This window comes from Marinomonas hwangdonensis (genome assembly GCF_003721245.1).
Lineage (GTDB): Bacteria > Pseudomonadota > Gammaproteobacteria > Pseudomonadales > Marinomonadaceae > Marinomonas > Marinomonas hwangdonensis.
Map to the genome: position 1 here is coordinate 534709 of NZ_RIZG01000001.1, position 17915 is coordinate 552623.

The following is a 17915-nucleotide window of genomic DNA, read 5'->3' on the forward strand; positions in this document are numbered from 1 at the left end:
TCACGGCCGCGAAAGCGGTTTTTTTGTGCCTGAAATAAGCAGAGGAGGCCATTATGTTTGGAATTGATTGGGTAGTATTGGGCGCTGCGGCCTTGGTGTCGTGGGGAGTTAATAACCTGCTCACACCAGAGCCTCCTCCTCAGAGGCCTATTTGTTATATCACAGAGCCGCACGGTACGGGTGAGTTAATCACCCCCGTTTGGTGCGATGAATACGGTAAATAAATAACGGAATCGATTTCTATGACCCTACGAATCACGGATTTTACGGGCATAGCGCCCGTTGTTGCCCCGCACAAATTAGCCCCTTTGGCCCAAGTCGCTAAGAACGCACAGCTCGAAAGAGGCCAGCTTGAAGCAATGAAAGGCAATGCGTTTGTTGCTTCTACGCAGCTTAATAATGTTCAGTCTATTGCGCGTTATCAGCCAGGTGAAACGCCTTACTGGTTTGAGTTCAGCTCTCACGTCGATATGGTACCGTCTCAGATATTTGGTTCGGCACGAAGTGAAATGTATTGGACAGATGGTGTGAAACCAAAGCGCACCACGTCAAGCATTGCAACGGCAACCTCGCCATACCCTAGTGCTTCGTTTTCTTTGGGAGTACCAGCGCCAGACGGTCAAATTGTTGCGGGTGATATTACAGGGGATGCGCCAGAAACCGACTTTGAATTAGAAGACCGTGTTTATGTTGTGACCTTTGTTACAGAAGAAGGGTATGAAGGCGCACCGTCGCTACCAGTGAATATTGAGTTAGGCACAGAGCAGGGTTGTACCCTATCTAATTTGCCAACGTCATACGACGGTAATTACAACATCACCCGCAAACGAATTTACCGTGGTACCGCTGCATCGAGTGATATTCATTTTCTTACCGAGTTGGACCTAGCAACAAGCACTTATATTGATACTGCAGAAGCATTAACGCTTGGTGAAGCTCTATCAACTTACGACTATGACTTGCCGTCTGATGACCTAATAGGTCTAACGGTTATGCCCAACGGTGTGCTGGCTGGCTTCAATGATAATCAGCTTTGCTTCTCAGAACCTTTCTTACCTTACGCTTGGCCAAAGATGTATCGGCTAACGACAGAAAACCCAATTGTTAGCATTGCGGCTATTGGTTCGGGCTTGCTAGTGACCACGACAGGTAAACCGTATTTGGCGTTGGGCACGACACCGGGCTCTATCTTGCTGCAACAAATGGATAGTAACCAATCGTGTGTTAGCAAGCGTAGTTTGGTCGATGTTGGTAATGCCGCAATTTATGCGTCTCCTGATGGCTTGGCTAAGGGCAGTGCTTCGGGCGTTCAGCTAATCGGAGATGATTTGTTTTCTCGTGATCAATGGCAAGCGCTAAAGCCTGAAAGTATTCATGCTTATTACCATGACGAGAAATACATATTCTTCTATGACAACGGAACCAAGCAGGGCGGCTATGTCTTAGACTCGTCAGCAAAGACGGGTGCGCTAACGGAGCTGGATTTTTACGTCGATTCTGGTTTCAACGATTTAGCAACGGACACACTTTATCTGCTCAAAGATGGCGATATTCTTTCTTTTCAACAGGGTGATCTTGTCAGCTATACATGGCGTTCAGCGCAATTTTTATTACCTAATCTGATGCCATACAGCGTTTGCCGTGTCGTTGCTGATCCCTATCCAGGTGAAATTTCCATTATTTTTGATGGTGTGGAGACGATTGTTACCTATCAAGACGATCAACCCTTTCGAATACATACAGGAAGGCGAGCAAGGTTTGTCGAAGTGGAATTACGGGGAACAAACACAGTAAAAGCCGTTTTAATTGGCAATGATATGGAGTCCGTGAATGGCTAAGGCAAAGCGACCACAAATAGAGCCAGCTCGCTTTACTGGCCAGCTATCAGGCATCAACACATTGCTCAACGCCATCCGCGAACAAATCCAGATCGATCAAGGTGACCGTGGTGACCCGCTAGACAGAGCGGTAAAGATTCGAGATTTAACCGATGCAGGTGTGGCCGAGTTTCTTTTATCGAAGCGTGGCAAGGGCCAATACGCGACCGTAGTTGCACCGTCTGGCAATCAATTGGTTACTGCGGCCCCGCCAAATCCTAAAAACCTACAAGCTAACCCAACCACGGCCAATGTCTATTTGACGTGGAACGCACCAAACTACCCTTACCATGCTTACACAGAAGTATGGCGCAGCACAGAAAACAACCTTTCTACCGCTGTAGACTTAGGGGCCAGACCCGCTTATCGATACTATACGGATGCTGTTGACCCAGGCAGGACGTTTTATTACTGGATTCGCTTTGTTACGCATGCTGGTAAAAAGTCTGACTACAACGCTGTGGATGGCGTTAGCGCGACAACCAATCTTGATCCATCAGTAGTTCTTGAAACGCTGAATGACAAAATTACATCGAGCCAGCTTGTTCAGGGCCTACGTGATGAAATAGTAAAAATACCCACCATTGAAAACGCAATTCAGTCCGAAATTGCAGACAGAGTGCTTGCAGTATCAAACGAAGTTCAGAACCGCTCTGAAGCGATTGCGCAAGAAAAACAACAAAGAATTGAAGCGATAGGTCAAGAGGCAGAGCAGCGAGCCAATAGCATACTTACTGAATCGCAAGATCGAATTAAGTCATTTCAAGCGCTTCAATCTATTGAAAGTCTTGTTGGCAATGATGCGCGAGAATTAAAAGCACTCGCTCGTATTTCTAATGAAGAAGTGGCTCGGATACAGCAGTACCAAGAGCTCACCGCCTACTATCAGACGTTAAGAAGCACGTCGTCGGCTCAAGTAAATAGGCTTGATGAAGCGATCGCAAACGAAAGCTCAGCGCGAGCGTCATCGATTACGGCGTTAACGGCTAAATTCGAAAGTGACTTAGGGGTTGCAAGGGATTCAGCAGTTGAAGAGGCGATCAATGTAATAGCGACCGATGAAAGTGTTATTGCCGAGGTGCTTAATAAAATATCTGCGGCAGACACAACCGGATGGGCAACAACAACCTATGTAAATAATAATGCAGTCACTCCATTAAATGCGTTATCAAGCAGAACCAGTACGCTTGAGAGTCAGTATCAATCCATCGACAGTACCTATTTGTCACAATCAAACTTTGCAGACTGGCAACAAACATACACGGCAGACCAAACAGCAACGGCAGAGCGCCTAGATTCACTTGAATCGTCAGTAACGGACCCAACCACGGGACTATCAAGCAAAGCCAGTGTGAGCCAGCTAACACAAGCTAAAAACGATATTTATAACAGCTCTGTTTCGCAATTCGGGAGCATTGATGCCAAGTTTCGGAGCCAGCAAAGTGACATTAATGCGCGTGCGACCCAAACGGAAGTGAACGATATAGCGGCTGGAATAGATGACGCCAGCATTAAACGTCTATCTCAAGCCGTCGCAACTCTTAAACAAGCAAGCTTTGATGCTCAAGCACAACAACTCAAAAGCATTGATCAGTCTGTTAATGCCGATAGGGCGCAAATAAGCCGCCTTGATCGTATCGAGTCCGAATACAAGACAGGACTAAGCTCTGCCAGCGCATCCATAACTCAAGCACAAAGAACATTTGCTGATGAATTATCTTCATTGGCCGAAGTGGTTGAGCAGTACGAAGCGGCATATGAAACAGATAAAGCAACGACTCTTGCAACTAAAACAGACGTTAATGAGATAGCAGCTTGGCTTGATGGTGCAAGCGTTAAGAGACTATCCCACGTTATCACTGTGCTAAAACAGTCAAATTTTGAAGCACAGACTCAAAATATTAAAAATATCGAGCAGTCCTCAAAAGCCGATCGTTCCCAAATAACACGATATGAACGGCTAGAGTCCGAATACAAATCAGGATTAAGTGCAACAAAAGCGTCTATTACCGAACTGTCAGAGCTTGTAAGCACAGAGACAACGGCAAGAGCTACGGCGATAACCCAGATTGAAACAACCATAAATAATCAAACTGCAACAATTGAACAGCAAGCGAAAAGCATTGACGGTTTACGTGCAAACTGGACAGTAAAATTTCAGATAGACGACAACGGGGTAAGACGAGTCTCAGGTTTTGGCCTTATTGCTGATGGTCAAAGCACAGGCGCACACTTTGACGTTGATCAATTTAGCATATCAAAGCCTGGCGCTGATGCGCTGGACTTTTCCGTTGCCGATGTCCCTCAACCAGACGGCACAACAAAACGCATGGTGGTGATGGATGCGGCCAGCCTGGTGAACTTGGTGGTCACCAACGCAATGATTGAAAATATTTCTGCTGACAAGATAACGGCTGGAAAAATCAACTCCCTTCGAATTGATACGGACACGCTTACGGTCAGAAAAGTTCGGTCTTCTAATTACATTCCCAATCAGACAGGCGTTCGATTGGATGATGACGGATCGTTTGAACTGAACTCAAGCACAAGCGATGGTCGGGTTCAGCAAGACGGTGACGGCATCAAAGTTTTCGACAGAAACGGCACTCTACGAGTAAAAATAGGAAGGTTATAATGACTGAATACATTTACGACATTATCAAAGGTCAAAAAAAAGTTGTTCCGCTTACTTTTAGCGACAGCAATGGCGAAAAACTAAACTTCGAATCTTGTGCGTTTTCTTTCGCTATTGATGTGCTTAACGAGAGCGGGGAAACCATAGAAACAATAGAAGAAAATAGTGTTCAAGCTGCGGACGGTGAGCCAGGCAAGATCAATATTACTTTTACGCCAGAGTTCACCAGCACATTAAAAGAAGGGGTGCATAGGTTTAGGATCAAGACGAATTTCAGCTCTCCAAATGGGGATATGATAACCATCACAAACGATCCGATAAGAGTATTAAATGGCTGAGTATGGGTTTGTAACTTACACCGCTGGCGGGTCAGAAGGGTTTAAGTTAAGTACGCGAATCACCAAAAAAGTGCTTGATGTTGTTGTTGGCGCGAACGACTCGGGCACCTTGCGGTTCGACATACCGGACAACCTTCATGTTGCTATAACAGTTGTTCAGCTGGATGGCGATTCGAATATGAGACATTACCCGCATAAAGTTACGTTCGATGTGGGGGCGCGAGTTGTGTCTTATTCACCTAGTGTTACTTATGATTCAAATTTAGATCGTTTTCCAGAATGGTGTAAGCCAGCAAGAAGCCGATCAGCGATCATTATTTACGCATTTGTGCCGGGGTAAAAAATGACTTACGGCTTTGAAGTAACAATCAACAACACTCAGGTTAAATTAGATGACCAGTATAGAAACATTGTTCTTTTGGGTAAAAAGTCTGTTTGGCTGACAACGGGATACCGTGAGGTATCATTTAGCGAGTTTGCGCACACAAATATGACGGTAGCCATTAGGCATTTAGGTTTTGGTATTTCTTTTCTAGGTTATATTTTTAGCGGAGGGCGTAGGGTAGGCGTTAGGCTTTACGTGAGTGGATCGGGTACCGCCAACTTTGCTGTTTTGGTGCCATTCTATACGCTGCCGGAAGAAGGTTGTGGAATCATACTTTATGACGAAAATGGCACTCAGAAATTTCACTCAGACCATACTTACATGGACGTTAAAAACACGGGATATATTAGTAGTGGCGGAATGGCAACACAGCAGGATATGTACATTCTATGCAACCCTCAAAGCCCCAGCATTACGTTTTCATCGAGCGGGGGATCAACAACTTACCCAGTCACAGCTATGGTGCCTTATCAAGTATGTAATACGGCTTACAAGTATGAAACTGTTTGTAGCTACAAAAGCCCTACCTATCAATGCAGCTATGTTTTTGGGCAGGGCTATGTTTGTGGATTTTCAGGAGGCGGGTATAGCTGCGAAAGCAAGCTTGTGTCTTACCAAAGTTGTACCACGCTTTATAGGATGGAAATAGTGGGGTACAGGACAGATAGCTGGGCAGAAGTAAGATGCACCAAAACACTCGGTTTAGTGTGGCAAGGAACGGACGGTTATCTAAGTCAAAGCTCAGTAACCCTCAACAATAACCAAGTTGTTGACTCTTCTGTTGTGTACGGCAGCCACCTTTATTATCAGCAGTTAGGCTTCCCGCCCCCATACTATGCCGTGGTCAACACACCTGGAAACGCGACATCGTTTAGCGCGCCAATAATTACAACGAGAGCCATCGTTTAATTAGTGACCATATTGCTGACTTATGATAACGAATAAGCTATAGTTTTCCCATGCTGCCAAACGTGTAAGCAAACCAATTACCCTATCAAATAACCGCCTTCTTGGCGGTTTTTTTGTGCCTAAAAAAAGGTATACGTCATGAATACCCCTCAAGAAAATAAAGAGTTAATCCCATCAGAAGAGTTCATTAAGCAGGTTTTGGCGGGCAAGGTGAACGAGAAAATCGAAGAGCTAGAAGCGGAGCTGCTAACGCTTGAGCAAGTAGAAATGCCGGTGGAGCACCGATTTATAAACGGCATGTATGTTCGAGAAATAACAATCCCGAAAGGGACCATATTGACGGGTGCCGTGCATAAGTTCGATTACGTGGACATCATGTTAAGCGGTGACATAGCAGTGGCAACACCAGACGGAATAAAGCGTTTTCAGGGTGTGAATATTATGGATGGCAAGGCGGGAAGAAAACGCGCGGGTTATGCCTATGAAGATACTCACTGGGTAACAGTGCATAAAACCGATGAATCAAACCCTGAAAACATTGTGAAAGAGCTGACAGTTCGCACAATGAGTGAATACAAATCTTTGCCAGAATCGAACAAGCAGCCATCTATTGAAACCAAAGGGGGTCCGCTATGTCAGTAGCCATCGCAGCAGTGGGTGTAACTGCCTTTTCTGCTTATAGCTCCAACAAAAACGCGAACAAATCCATGGACCAGCAAGGTGACGCGCTTGCATCTCAAAACGCTATCGCTCAGCAGCAGCTTGATATGGCAAAGGAGCAGTACGATTACTATAAAACCACCTATCGACCACTAGAAGAAGAGGTTGTTGCTAACGCAGGGATTAGCAGTGCTGAGCAGCAAGAAATGGTCACGAAGGCGGGTTTAACAACGCAATCAGCCTTTGATAGTGCAGAAGCGTCTCGCAATCGAAACTTGCAGCGTATGGGGATTAACCCGAATTCTGGCGCCTACGCTGAGAACACTCGAAAGTCCGCGATATCCAAAGCCGTTGCTAAGGCCAATTCTCAAAACACGGCAAGAGCAACCGCTGAGCAAATGGACTACAGCCAAAAAGTGGCGGCTGTGGGCCTTGGTAAAGGGCTGCCATCGTCGTCTGCTGGATTAATGAGTAGCGCGTCAAGCAACTACGCTAACCAAGCCAGTGCCTATGGCACTCAAGCACAAATGTATGGACAGCAAACGTCGGGAGCAGTCCAAATGGGCATGGGTATAGCGGGGGCCGCTATGGATTCTTATGGCTCATATGATGATCAGGGTAAGTGGAAAGGTTCTGCTGATGGTGAATTTAACCAAGGCAGGTTTGGCGCAGGTTTATTGGGGATTAATCGATGAGTTTTGGATTAGGATATTTAGCAGACGGCTTTCTAAAAGGCCAAGAGCGCAACAGAAACTGGGGACTACGCCAAAAGCAAGAAGAGCGAAGCCAAGCGGCAGATCAACGAGCTCAAGAGTCTCATGGTATCGGCATGCGAATTGGCGGTGTTAATGCTGCTATGGCTGAAGAAAAAATGACGCCAGAGGCAATAACTCAAAGGCAAGAGATGGCAGGAATTGGCCTAGACGCAGCGAGGCAAAGCCTGACCAATGCGAAAGCACAAGGCATCGGCATTCAACAACAAAACACTGCTAGAGAGATTGAGCTGTCACCGGAGTATCAAAATTTTAAACAACAATCTCAAGAGCAAAGCATAAGGGCTGCGAAGTTGGACAATCAATACAAAGAATATCGCAACACCGAAGCAGGACAAAAAGTCAGCGAAGAAGCACTTGCCTGGGATAAGCGCATTTCTGACATTGTTAACCAAAAGGATGAGGCATTAGCGCAAGTTCAGCTCGCGGAGGCGCTGGACATGAAGCGTTACAGAATGATTCAGCTGATTAAGAGTGGCGACCCTATGGGGGCAGCCATGATGGTCAACATGTCAAAAGATAACAAGTTTGAAAACGTGGCCACTTTTGATATGACTAAAGATGGCGGGATTATTGGCTATGACACAAGCGGTAATGAAGTCGCCAGTATACCGGCTCAAGAAGTAAAAGGCGTGATTGAGCGCGTTAAGAGTCGTCAGCCAGCAGATAAAGAGTCGAAAATTACTATGGTACCTATTTATAACGATATGGGAGATAAGATAGGTGAGCGTCCTGCTATTACTGAAACGGACTCAGCAACAGGCGAGCAATACATTAAGTACCTTGAAGAGCGAGACGAAGACCCCGATGTAATCAAACTCGCAAGACTCATGGTTGCGGCTGGAACGATGACAGTAGAAGAATTTGAAGAGGATTATGGCCCTTACGGCCAGTCAGGCCAGACGCAAGCCACTAACCCTCAACGGCAAGCCGCACCAGACCCTTATTCAGTGGGCATACCACGACCAAAGCCAGCACCAACAACACCTACCCAGCCAGGCGGAATACTCCAGTCGTCCAGTGTGAATGAGCGATATTCGCGAAGCGTGCCATTAGATCCTAACGCCTCCCTGTATCGATAACACCTCATTGAATCAAACCAGTACATCACAAGCCGCCCAGAAGGGCGGCTTTTTTTGTGGAGAACACCGTGGATAATCAGAAAAGACAAGAAATGGCGCGATTGGCCCAAATCCAAAAAAGAATTGAAAAAAGATTAAGCGAAAAACGAGCGCTCAACGCACCAAAAGTAGAAAACGAACAAGGCTTTTTCGGTGACTCTGTTGATGCGCTGCAGCATGGTATTTTAAGTGGTGTTGCCGACCTAGCAGACGGTGCAAGATACCTAACCGGATCAGAGACGGCAGGTAAAGGTGCCGACTTGTTACGTAAGCAAGCAAACAACCAAATCGATCAAATGTCTGAAAGTGGCCGCGAGGCGTTCCAGAACTTTGGCGTGGAAGAAAACGACGGTAGTGTGCTGGGTTACGGCTTTAAAGAGGGTAGCAACGCAAAAGGTTTTGGCCTTAACTTTATCAGTGGATTGGGTAGCTTTGCGCCAACAATGGCCCCCGGATTTGGTGTTACTAAGGTCATCTCGGCGGCGGGCAAAGCAACAGGAGTTGCAGGTAAAAGCGCTAAAGCGGCTACAGTGTTAGACAAAGGCGCTGATGTAGTAGGCTTTGGTGGTGTCGGTGCTGCGAGCATTGGCGGTTCTACAGGTAATCAAGCCTATGAAACCGTTGCTAATGCAGACTTTAATATCCTGAAAGACGCTGAAATTTTTCAGAATCGTTATTGGGAGTTACGAGACACAAAAGAGCTGGACCATCCCGCAGCGTTAGAGCAGGCGCGTGAAAGCGTGGCGCGAGAGCTGGCAACCGAAGCGGCAAAAGATGGTGCCATTATGGGTGCGATTACCCAGGGCGCACTTGGGCCAGTGATGGGTAAGCTATTCCGTGGTGAAGCTGGCGGTATTGGTAAAGCGGCCGCAACGGGTGCTATTACAGAAGGCTCACAAGAGTTTGTTGAAAGCGGTGGTCAAACAGCTATTTCTAACATGGCGGTTAATCCAGCGGTACCAACTAAAACAATGGATAATGTAATTGGCGATGCGCTGACAGGCGCCATTGTTGGTGGTCCAGTCGGTGGTGCTTTTGGTGCTTTTGGTGCCTCTGGCGCTTCTTTCAATCGTTTTCGTAAACCTAAAGACAATACAGATGATCAACTTAACCTCTCTGAGCAAGATCAAGGCTATCAAGCTGTAGAGCAACAGCTTGCCGAGATTGAAGGCTTGATGGTTGAAAATGGCGACAACTTAACTGAATCTGAATTTGCAGAGCTTGAAGCAAAACGAAATGAGCTGCTTCAGCGACGAGCCGAACTGACTGGCGAGCAACCTATGGACTTTTCTGGCCCAGTAGAAAGCCAACAAACTCAACCAGAGCAGCTTGCTCTACCCAATCAAAATATCATCTATGGTGAGCGCCCAGAACCAAGCCAAGAGCAAATCCAGGCGCGTCAAAAGAACCAAGCAGCCTTTGAGGGGCAATTTGGTGAGCCACGGAATACAGGAAGAGAGGGTGAATACCTTGGTCAAGTCTTTCCTCAAGGCACCGAGCAGCAGCAAGACGGCAATGTCTACGATGGCGAAGTGTTGCGCGATCCTTTGCCGCTTGAGGCTCCACAGAAGGTGGCTGATGTACTAGCGCTTGAAGACTCAGGAATCATTTATGGCGAAAAACCTGAAAGCAATGTTCGCCCCGCACGATCCGACGGTTTAACCGATCCATACACAGGGCCACAACCAAGCCGTAAAAATGACGATCCAGTTTATCAGGAAGTCAAACGTAAGCAGCAGTTGCTACAGCAGCAAGAACAGGAAGCAAAGCACTTACGTGATGATTTGAAAATACGCCAGCAGGCAGAAAAACAGCAGTCTCAGCAGGTGCAGCTTGATGGCCTAGAAAGCAAGACTGAAATCAAGGCAGCGAAAGGCAACACCACAAAAGCCTACACACCATCAAATCAGCCTGTAGATTTGCAATACCATATCGTTGACGCCAACGACTTGGTTACGAGCAATAACGAAGACCTGTCACCCAATCCAAGCTACCCGCAAGCGCTACAGAACCGCGACCGAACAACAGACTCAAGCCGCGACCAAATCAATCGAATGGCAAACGGCCTGATCCCTGAAAAGCTAATTGAAAGCGCTGACGTATCGACGGGCGCGCCCATTGTTCGAAATGGTGTGGTTGAAAGCGGCAACGGTCGAACGCTAGCCATCCGAAAAGCGTACAGCGAAGGCAAGGCAGGGAATTACAAGAGCTACCTAGAGCAAAATGCAGAACGCTTTGGCATCAACCCTGATGAGTTGACTCAGTTTGAAAACCCCGTATTGGTTCGCCAGCGTCAAACAGAAATGACACCGGAGGAATTAACCGCTTATACCAAGGATGCCAACACGAGCGAAGGTCAAAGCTTGAAACCGTCGGAGCAAGCAAAATCCGATGCTCAGCGGATCCAAACTGAAGACTTGGATCTAGTGAACTTGCCTGAGTCGGGTGATGTAGCTGCACCTAGCAACAAAGCTTTTATCAGTAAATTTTTAGGGCGATTGAGCGACAATGAGCGAGCGGGGTTGGTTGGTAAAGATGGATCATTAACTCAGCAAGGCGCGACGCGCCTCCAAAATGCGATATTTGCTAAAGCCTATCAATCTAATGAGTTGATTGATGAAGCTACAGACTCTACGACAAGTGATGTGAAGGGCGTAACAAATGCCCTTGTAATCGCCGCACCTAATTACGCTAAGCTTAACGGTGATCTGCCAGAGCTAACAAAAACGATTGTGGATGCAGTTGCACTAATCAAGAAAAGCCGTCGGGACAATATTGCTCTTCAAGAATTAACAAGTCAGTTTGATATTGAGAAGGGGGAGCCGGTTGATTCTGCGACATCTGATCTAGCCAATTTCTTGAATAACAACATTCGATCAGCAAAACGCATGGGCGATGGTCTATCATCATTAGCTATTCAGGCGAAATCAGCGCTCCAAAACTCCCAAAGTGAAGGCCTGTTCGGAACAGCGCCAGCACCTACAGCAAAAGGTTTAATCAATGCCAACGAACAAATTAGACAACAAAGACCAAGCACCATTCAAACTCAGCCCGAAACAGCTACGCAAAATGCTAGTAATAGCGACGGACGAGGTGAACAACAGCGGGAAACACCAGGACGAAGCACCGCTAGTGGTACCGGACGAGTGGAGACAGGAGATCAAGCGGGACAACCAGAACAACAAGAAGTAAAGCTAAGCAAATCCGGAAAACCGTTTAGCTCAGAAAAAACAGCGCGCCTTTCTCAGACATTCAAAACCACACCCAACGCCGAAGTGGTCCCCGTAGACAAAGGTTTTGGGGTGCGTGGAAAAGCCATACAAGAGCAATCTGACACGACCGCAGCGAATATTGAAAATAATGCCAGTGAGACAAATCTTAGTGGTAAACAAGTAGACGATCTTGGTAAACAAAATACCGATATTAGTGAAGAAAGTGCCGCAACTGGTAAAGAAGTCTCTGATATTACCATTACTGGTAAACCTAAAGAGGCTACGCGAAAACTCTCAGAGTCGTTTAATGGGCCGTCCTACGCACATTTTAATGATGCTCGCTCACGCATGGATGATGGAAAGCCCGTTTCCATTGAAGAATTACGAGATGGATTTGAGCGTTTAGCATCCGACCCTGAGTCTGCAAAAGCAGAGCTTAATAAGCTTAATAAAAAGCAGCTAATGGGATTTGTGACCCACGCATACTCTGATACCAAGAAAGCCAAGTTGGTTGACATGGCTTATACCTCGGCATTGAAGGATTACCGTTTTATCGGCAATACGTCTGGCATGATTACGTCACGTAGCTACGATGAAGCAGGAATTATTAAAGAAAGCCGTGAGCATCTTGCAACACTCACTCAACAGCAAGTAGACGACTACGCACAGTTCCGTCGCGACCAAATTGCAGAACGTACTAAACAAATCGAAGAGCGTAATAAGCGCATCCAAAATCCAGAAACGCTTGATGATTTCCGCGATGCTATTCGTGCAAAAGGCCGCGATAACTTAACCGACCAGCAGCTAGCCGAATATGATCGTCTTGTTGCTGAAAAGGATATGGCCGATAAGCCAGTAGTGAAAACAGGTTTAGATCAGGAAGAGGCTATTGAACTAGGTGAGCCAGAAGAATCTAAACACGGCAAAACTGGCGAAACCATTTTTAATGTAAAAGTGATCACTAAACTAGGAAAAGATAAATTTAAGGAAGCAGCGGCCTTTGCTCGTTCTATGGGGGGTGGGTACTACCGCGGGAATTTTTATTTGAAAACCCGTGAGGATGCAGAGGTGTTTAGTGGTTGGGTGAATGGTGAAGATGTTGACCTTACTCAGAGCAAGCAGGAAGCAAAAGCAGCTAAGAAAACCAAATCAGCTGAGAAGCTAAAAGCCATGGCAGATCGTTTAGAACAACAAGCAAGCGGTGTGCTCAATGCCGATCGTAAAGAGAATACGTTTAAGCGAATGAACGAGGCAGATTCTGCGCGTAGTCGAGCAAACCAAGAGCTTAAAACAGCCGCAATGATGAAAGCGATCGCAGAAAATAATCAGTCTGTTTTAAAGGGCTTAACTCAAAAAACACAAATTGATTTATTGCAAAAACTTGTTCGCTCTCTTGAATACTACGCTCCATCTGACCTAAAACAAACTACTCGAAATGGCGACACTGTTTTCAAAGATAACGTGGCACCGGAGACAAAAGTTAAGTATGTAAAAATGCCACTAATCGATGCTCGTCCAGCTCTTCTTGATGATCTTGCCCAGCGGATGACTAAATCTAAAGGCTACGTTTTGGCAGGAAGGTCTATTCGTCGCAAAACCGCCAATGCCGATAACTCTAAAACTATTAACATGAATCAGCAGGAGCTTGATGCTCTACGTAAGTATGTAGATAACCACCAAGAGGAACTTAAATACAACTTCGCGAAAGACATGAACGCTGATCTTAAGCGCCTTGAACGCATGGGTATTAAAAATCGCAACTCTTTACGGGCTGCTTTGCTTGAGTTCATGCAAATTGAAAATGGTTTGTCGAATGTTAGTGAGGCACAGACTAAGCTAGGAATTATGGAGCGAGACCTACAGCGCACAGTTGTCGGTAATCGCAATGCTTTCAATGACTTCTTTCCAACCCCAAGAGAAACGGCTAGCGAGATAGTTGAGTTAGCCGATATTCAGGCTGGCATGAAAGTACTTGAGCCTTCTGCGGGCAATGGCTTACTGGCAGACGCAGCAAAAGAGGCCGGTGCAAAAGTCGATGCTGTTGAAATGGCTGGCCAGTTACGTGAAATACTAAGTGAAAAAGGTTACAAGCTTGTTGGTGATGATTTCCTTGAATACAGCGGTGGCATCGGCGAATACGATCGCATCGTTATGAATCCTCCGTTCAGCAGCGATCAAGACATTCAGCATGTAGCGCATGCCTATGACAAATTAAAGCCAGGCGGTCGATTAGTTGCGATCGTGTCTAGCATGGCAGGCGAACGCCAAAACAAACGTAATAAGGCATTCAGTCAATGGCTTGATGATCTTGATGCCGAAACCCAAGCATTACCAGAAAACGCCTTTAAATCCTCGTTAAACCCGACAGCCGTGCGAACCAAGGCAATCATCATTGATAAGCCAGAAAATGGCGATATAAGTGTAACTGATGAGTTAAAGCCACCCAAAGAAGCGCTAATGTCACTTAACGCGAACGCAGCAAGCGGCATGAAGGCTGACGACATACGTAAAGCAGTAGAGCCGCTCATTAAGCAACTTCACGAAGAAAGCACCTTTCATGTAGTGCAGTCTGTTAACGATTTACCTTTTGCTATTCGCCTCTTAGTTAAGAAGCAATTGTCTAAGTCTAAAGGCGAGAATGCTACGGTTCGCGGTGTGAATGCTGGCGCCAAAAACTATCTTATCGCTGATGGTATCAGGGACGAAAAAGAAGCGGTTTCTATCTTCCTTCATGAAGTGGTGGGGCATAAAGCGGTGCTCGATATGCTTGGCAAAGACGGTGATTCCATCATGGAGCGCATTGCTTACAGCTATGGACCTCAACAACTGCAGGACTTAATAAAAGCCTATGGTGCTGACTTCAAAACCAAAGAAGGACGCATTCTTCTAGGCAAAGAAAAAGTGGCTCAGATGGCTGAGAAGAACGAAAAACCGTCTTTGCTCGGAAAGCTGGTAGCCAAATTAAAAGCATGGCTACGCAATTACTTCCCCAATATCAAATGGTCTGACAATGACATTCTCAACATGCTGGTAACAGCAAGGGATAAAGTCGAGAGCCGTTACATGGTGAAAGTAGATCTAGACGGAAAGGAAAGCGATTCAGACAGGGTAAATGACAGCATAAACCTGTCAATCAAGTCTGATATACCGGACGACATAGATAAAATCGTTCGTGATACGCAAGCCAAGCCAAAAGCTCAAGAGTCGATTTTGGAAAAAGCTAAGCGATATGCAAACAACGCCAAGGAAGTTGACTTAACAATTATCAAGCAAGGTCTAATCGACTCGTATGCCTCAATTGAATCCCTTGAAAAAGATATAAACATGGGGAAGTTGATGGACGGGCAAGAGTCCGCTTACAAAGCAGCATTACGAACCGCCAACCTCGATTCCGTTATGGAAGTAATGATGCGCAAGGGCGCATTAGAGTACAAAGATGGCGCGTTCCAGATCAAGAAAGGCACAAAAGGTTTGCTTGAAATATTCCAGCCAATTGCAGATGCAGGAAAGATGGAACTATGGGAAACGTGGGCGGGAGCGCGACGTGCCAAACGCTTAATGGAAGAAGATGAAAGAGCGAACAACCAAGGCTTTGCAGAAATAAAAGCAGCGCGAGCATTGATGGTTAAACTAAGAGCGACAGCGCCAGCGAAATACCCGGGCGGTATGGCAGGATGGCAAAGTGATATGAGAGAAGCCAAATCTATGCTCGATCAAGGTAAAGCCAAGGCGTCTCAAAAGCGCGAGCGCAATTATACAGGTGCTCAAATCCGTAAAATTTTAAGCTATGTTGATAAAAACGAGGATTTAAAAAAGCCATTTGAAACAGCGCAAAAAGAATGGGCAACCTTCAACAGAGCCGTTTTGGATATGACCGAACAGGCGGGACTGATTGATCCAGAAGCAAGAAAGCTATGGGAAAATGACGATTATGTTCCATTCCATCGAGTCAGTGAGGCACAAGAGGAAGAGGCCTTTAGCCTATTCAAGCGCAAGCGCGGCTTGAGTGGTCAAAAATCAGGCATAGAAAAATTAAGCGGAGGCGTAGAGAAACTAAATATTCTTGAATCCATGGTAAGAAATACCTCCCACATGGTGGATGCGTCATTCAAAAACATTGCTATGCAGCGTATCGCTGACCTTGCTGAAGGCACGGCTATGGAAAAAATGCCGACCGCTAAAATGGATATGGAAGACGTTAAGGTAATGCTGGAAACAATGGGGTACGAGCCAGCAAGTATGGACGAGGATACGCTGAAGATATGGCGCAACCAACTTGAGCGTTACCAAACAGCGGGTAAGGGGACGGTTTCAGTGACCAGAAATGGTAGAGTTGAGCGATATAACGTGACCGATCCAACACTGTTTAGAGCCATTACACAGTTAGGGCCCATGCGAGTAAGCGGGATCATGAAGATATTTCAGATTCCAAAGCGCATGCTAACCACGTTAGTGACTGCCGCCCCCGACTTCATGGCCGCAAACTTCTTGCGTGACACGCTAAGCACTTGGGTAACGGTGAATGCGAAAACAACGCCACTTTATGACGCCATTAAAGGCGCAGCGAAAGGCTTGCAGAGATCGGAAACGCAATGGGCAATGATGGCAGCAGGCGCAGGTGGTGGCGGATATTATGACACGGCACCAGATAGTGTAAGGCAGCACTTATCAACGCTTAAAAAAGGCGGTGCGTTACACAAGCCTAAGCAGCTATGGGACGCGTGGATGCGAGTAGGGCAATCGCTTGAAAACGCCAACCGTATTGCGGTGTTTGAATCCGTCATCAAAGATGGTGGAACCGTAGCTGAAGCAGCACACGAAGCGCAAGACGTTATCAATTTCTCTAAACGTGGCGATTGGGCAGCAACACAAATCCTGATCACCATGGTGCCTTTCTTAAATGCTCGCATTCAAGGTTTGGACAGACTTTGGCGTGGGGCGAAAGACAACCCTAAATCTTTCTTCTTGAAAGGAGTCATTCTTATGGCCGCTGGCCTTGCTTTGCTTGCCACCAACTGGGACAACGAGGAATATTGGGACTTGCCAGAATGGGACCGTGACGCCAATTGGCACGCTTGGATCGGCGGCGAACACATCAGAATACCCAAGCCGTTTGAGGTGGGCGCTGTGTTTGGCACATTGCCTGAACGCGCCTTCGAACAGATGCGCGATGATGCTGATAACAAACTGTTTGCTGATCGATTGCTTCACATGGTACTAAGCACCTTTGCTATGGACGCAACACCTCAACTATTCAAGCCGGCACTTGATATCGCGAGAAATAAGAACAGCTTTACTGACAGCCCTATTTTGAGCATTGGAGATCAATACAGAACACCTGAAGGGCAATATAGCCCATGGACGTCTGAAACTATGAAGCAGATAGCAGAGGCCATGCCTGATAAAGCACCCGAATGGATGCGCTCACCTAAACGCCTAGAATTTGCCTTTAAAGGCTATTTCGGTACATTGGGCGGTTATGCGTTATCACTTAGCGATCTCGCTACAGAATCGGTTGTCGGAGTGCCAACCAAACCAGAAGCAAACCTTGGCCAACTCCCAGTAATCAGAAGGTTCTACAAAGATGGTGTGCAGACTAGCAAGCACGTTGGCCGTTTTTACGACATGCTAAACGATGTCAGCAAGCTCAATGTAGAGATCAGAAGCCAGCTGAAAGAAGGGCAGAAAGCCAAGGCAGAAGAGCTAAAGATAAAAGGTATGGAAAAACTCAGAGTTCGCAAGAGCATTAACAAAACAGCCAGTAAGCTGTCAGATATCAACGCTAAAATCAAAGCGATTCACATCAACACAAATATGACCGCGAAAGAAAAGCGTGAAAAAATAGACGAGCTTTCAAAGCTAAGGAATGAGATAGCTTCAGATGCATCATTGCGATACTACGAGCTGTTTAGATAGCGATCTCAATCAATCCTTTAACGATCAGGATAACCATACTAACCAAGCCAATACAGCCAAGGAGAGCTTCTATACCGCGGTACATAAAT

At 46.3% G+C, this 17915-nt stretch carries 10 protein-coding genes; all 10 read left to right on the forward strand.

What is annotated here, in order from left to right; genetic code table 11:
* Positions 1–53 precede the first annotated feature (53 nt).
* The 10 genes from EBI00_RS15960 to EBI00_RS02560 all read left to right on the forward strand — a co-directional run bounded on the left by EBI00_RS15960 (position 54) and on the right by EBI00_RS02560 (position 17826).
* Complete coding sequence (locus EBI00_RS15960; RefSeq protein ID WP_158600731.1) at positions 54–224, forward strand: hypothetical protein; 171 nt, start codon at positions 54–56, stop codon at positions 222–224.
* An 18-nt stretch (positions 225–242) separates the two neighbouring features.
* Positions 243–1838, forward strand: a complete 1596-nt coding sequence (locus EBI00_RS02520) for a hypothetical protein (protein ID WP_123094335.1) — start codon at positions 243–245, stop codon at positions 1836–1838.
* Positions 1831–4512 (forward strand): phage tail tip fiber protein, encoded by a 2682-nt coding sequence (locus EBI00_RS02525; RefSeq protein ID WP_123094336.1) that lies wholly within the window; start codon positions 1831–1833, stop codon positions 4510–4512. Before EBI00_RS02520 ends, EBI00_RS02525 begins: the two co-directional genes overlap by 8 nt.
* Entirely contained in the window at positions 4512–4850 is a 339-nt protein-coding gene (locus EBI00_RS02530; RefSeq protein ID WP_123094337.1) for a hypothetical protein, read from the forward strand. The genes EBI00_RS02525 and EBI00_RS02530 overlap by 1 nt, the downstream gene beginning before the upstream one ends.
* On the forward strand, positions 4843–5190 hold the full coding sequence (locus tag EBI00_RS02535; protein WP_123094338.1) for a hypothetical protein: 348 nt from the start codon (positions 4843–4845) through the stop codon (positions 5188–5190). Before EBI00_RS02530 ends, EBI00_RS02535 begins: the two co-directional genes overlap by 8 nt.
* A 3-nt stretch (positions 5191–5193) precedes the next feature.
* Positions 5194–6144 carry a hypothetical protein gene (locus EBI00_RS15910; protein WP_148039064.1) on the forward strand — a complete coding sequence of 317 codons (951 nt, stop codon included), beginning with the start codon at positions 5194–5196 and terminating at the stop codon, positions 6142–6144.
* A gap of 138 nt (positions 6145–6282) precedes the next feature.
* The gene (locus EBI00_RS02545) at positions 6283–6786 is read left to right on the forward strand and encodes a hypothetical protein (protein WP_123094340.1); all 504 of its coding nucleotides are present in this window, start codon (positions 6283–6285) and stop codon (positions 6784–6786) included.
* Positions 6777–7499, forward strand: a complete 723-nt coding sequence (locus tag EBI00_RS02550) for a hypothetical protein (RefSeq protein WP_123094341.1) — start codon at positions 6777–6779, stop codon at positions 7497–7499. The genes EBI00_RS02545 and EBI00_RS02550 overlap by 10 nt, the downstream gene beginning before the upstream one ends.
* On the forward strand, positions 7496–8659 hold the full coding sequence (locus tag EBI00_RS02555) for a hypothetical protein (RefSeq protein WP_123094342.1): 1164 nt from the start codon (positions 7496–7498) through the stop codon (positions 8657–8659). Before EBI00_RS02550 ends, EBI00_RS02555 begins: the two co-directional genes overlap by 4 nt.
* A gap of 68 nt (positions 8660–8727) precedes the next feature.
* A complete protein-coding gene (locus tag EBI00_RS02560; protein WP_123094343.1) occupies positions 8728–17826 on the forward strand; it encodes an LPD38 domain-containing protein in 9099 nt (3032 codons plus the stop codon).
* The last annotated feature ends 89 nt before the right edge of the window (positions 17827–17915 follow it).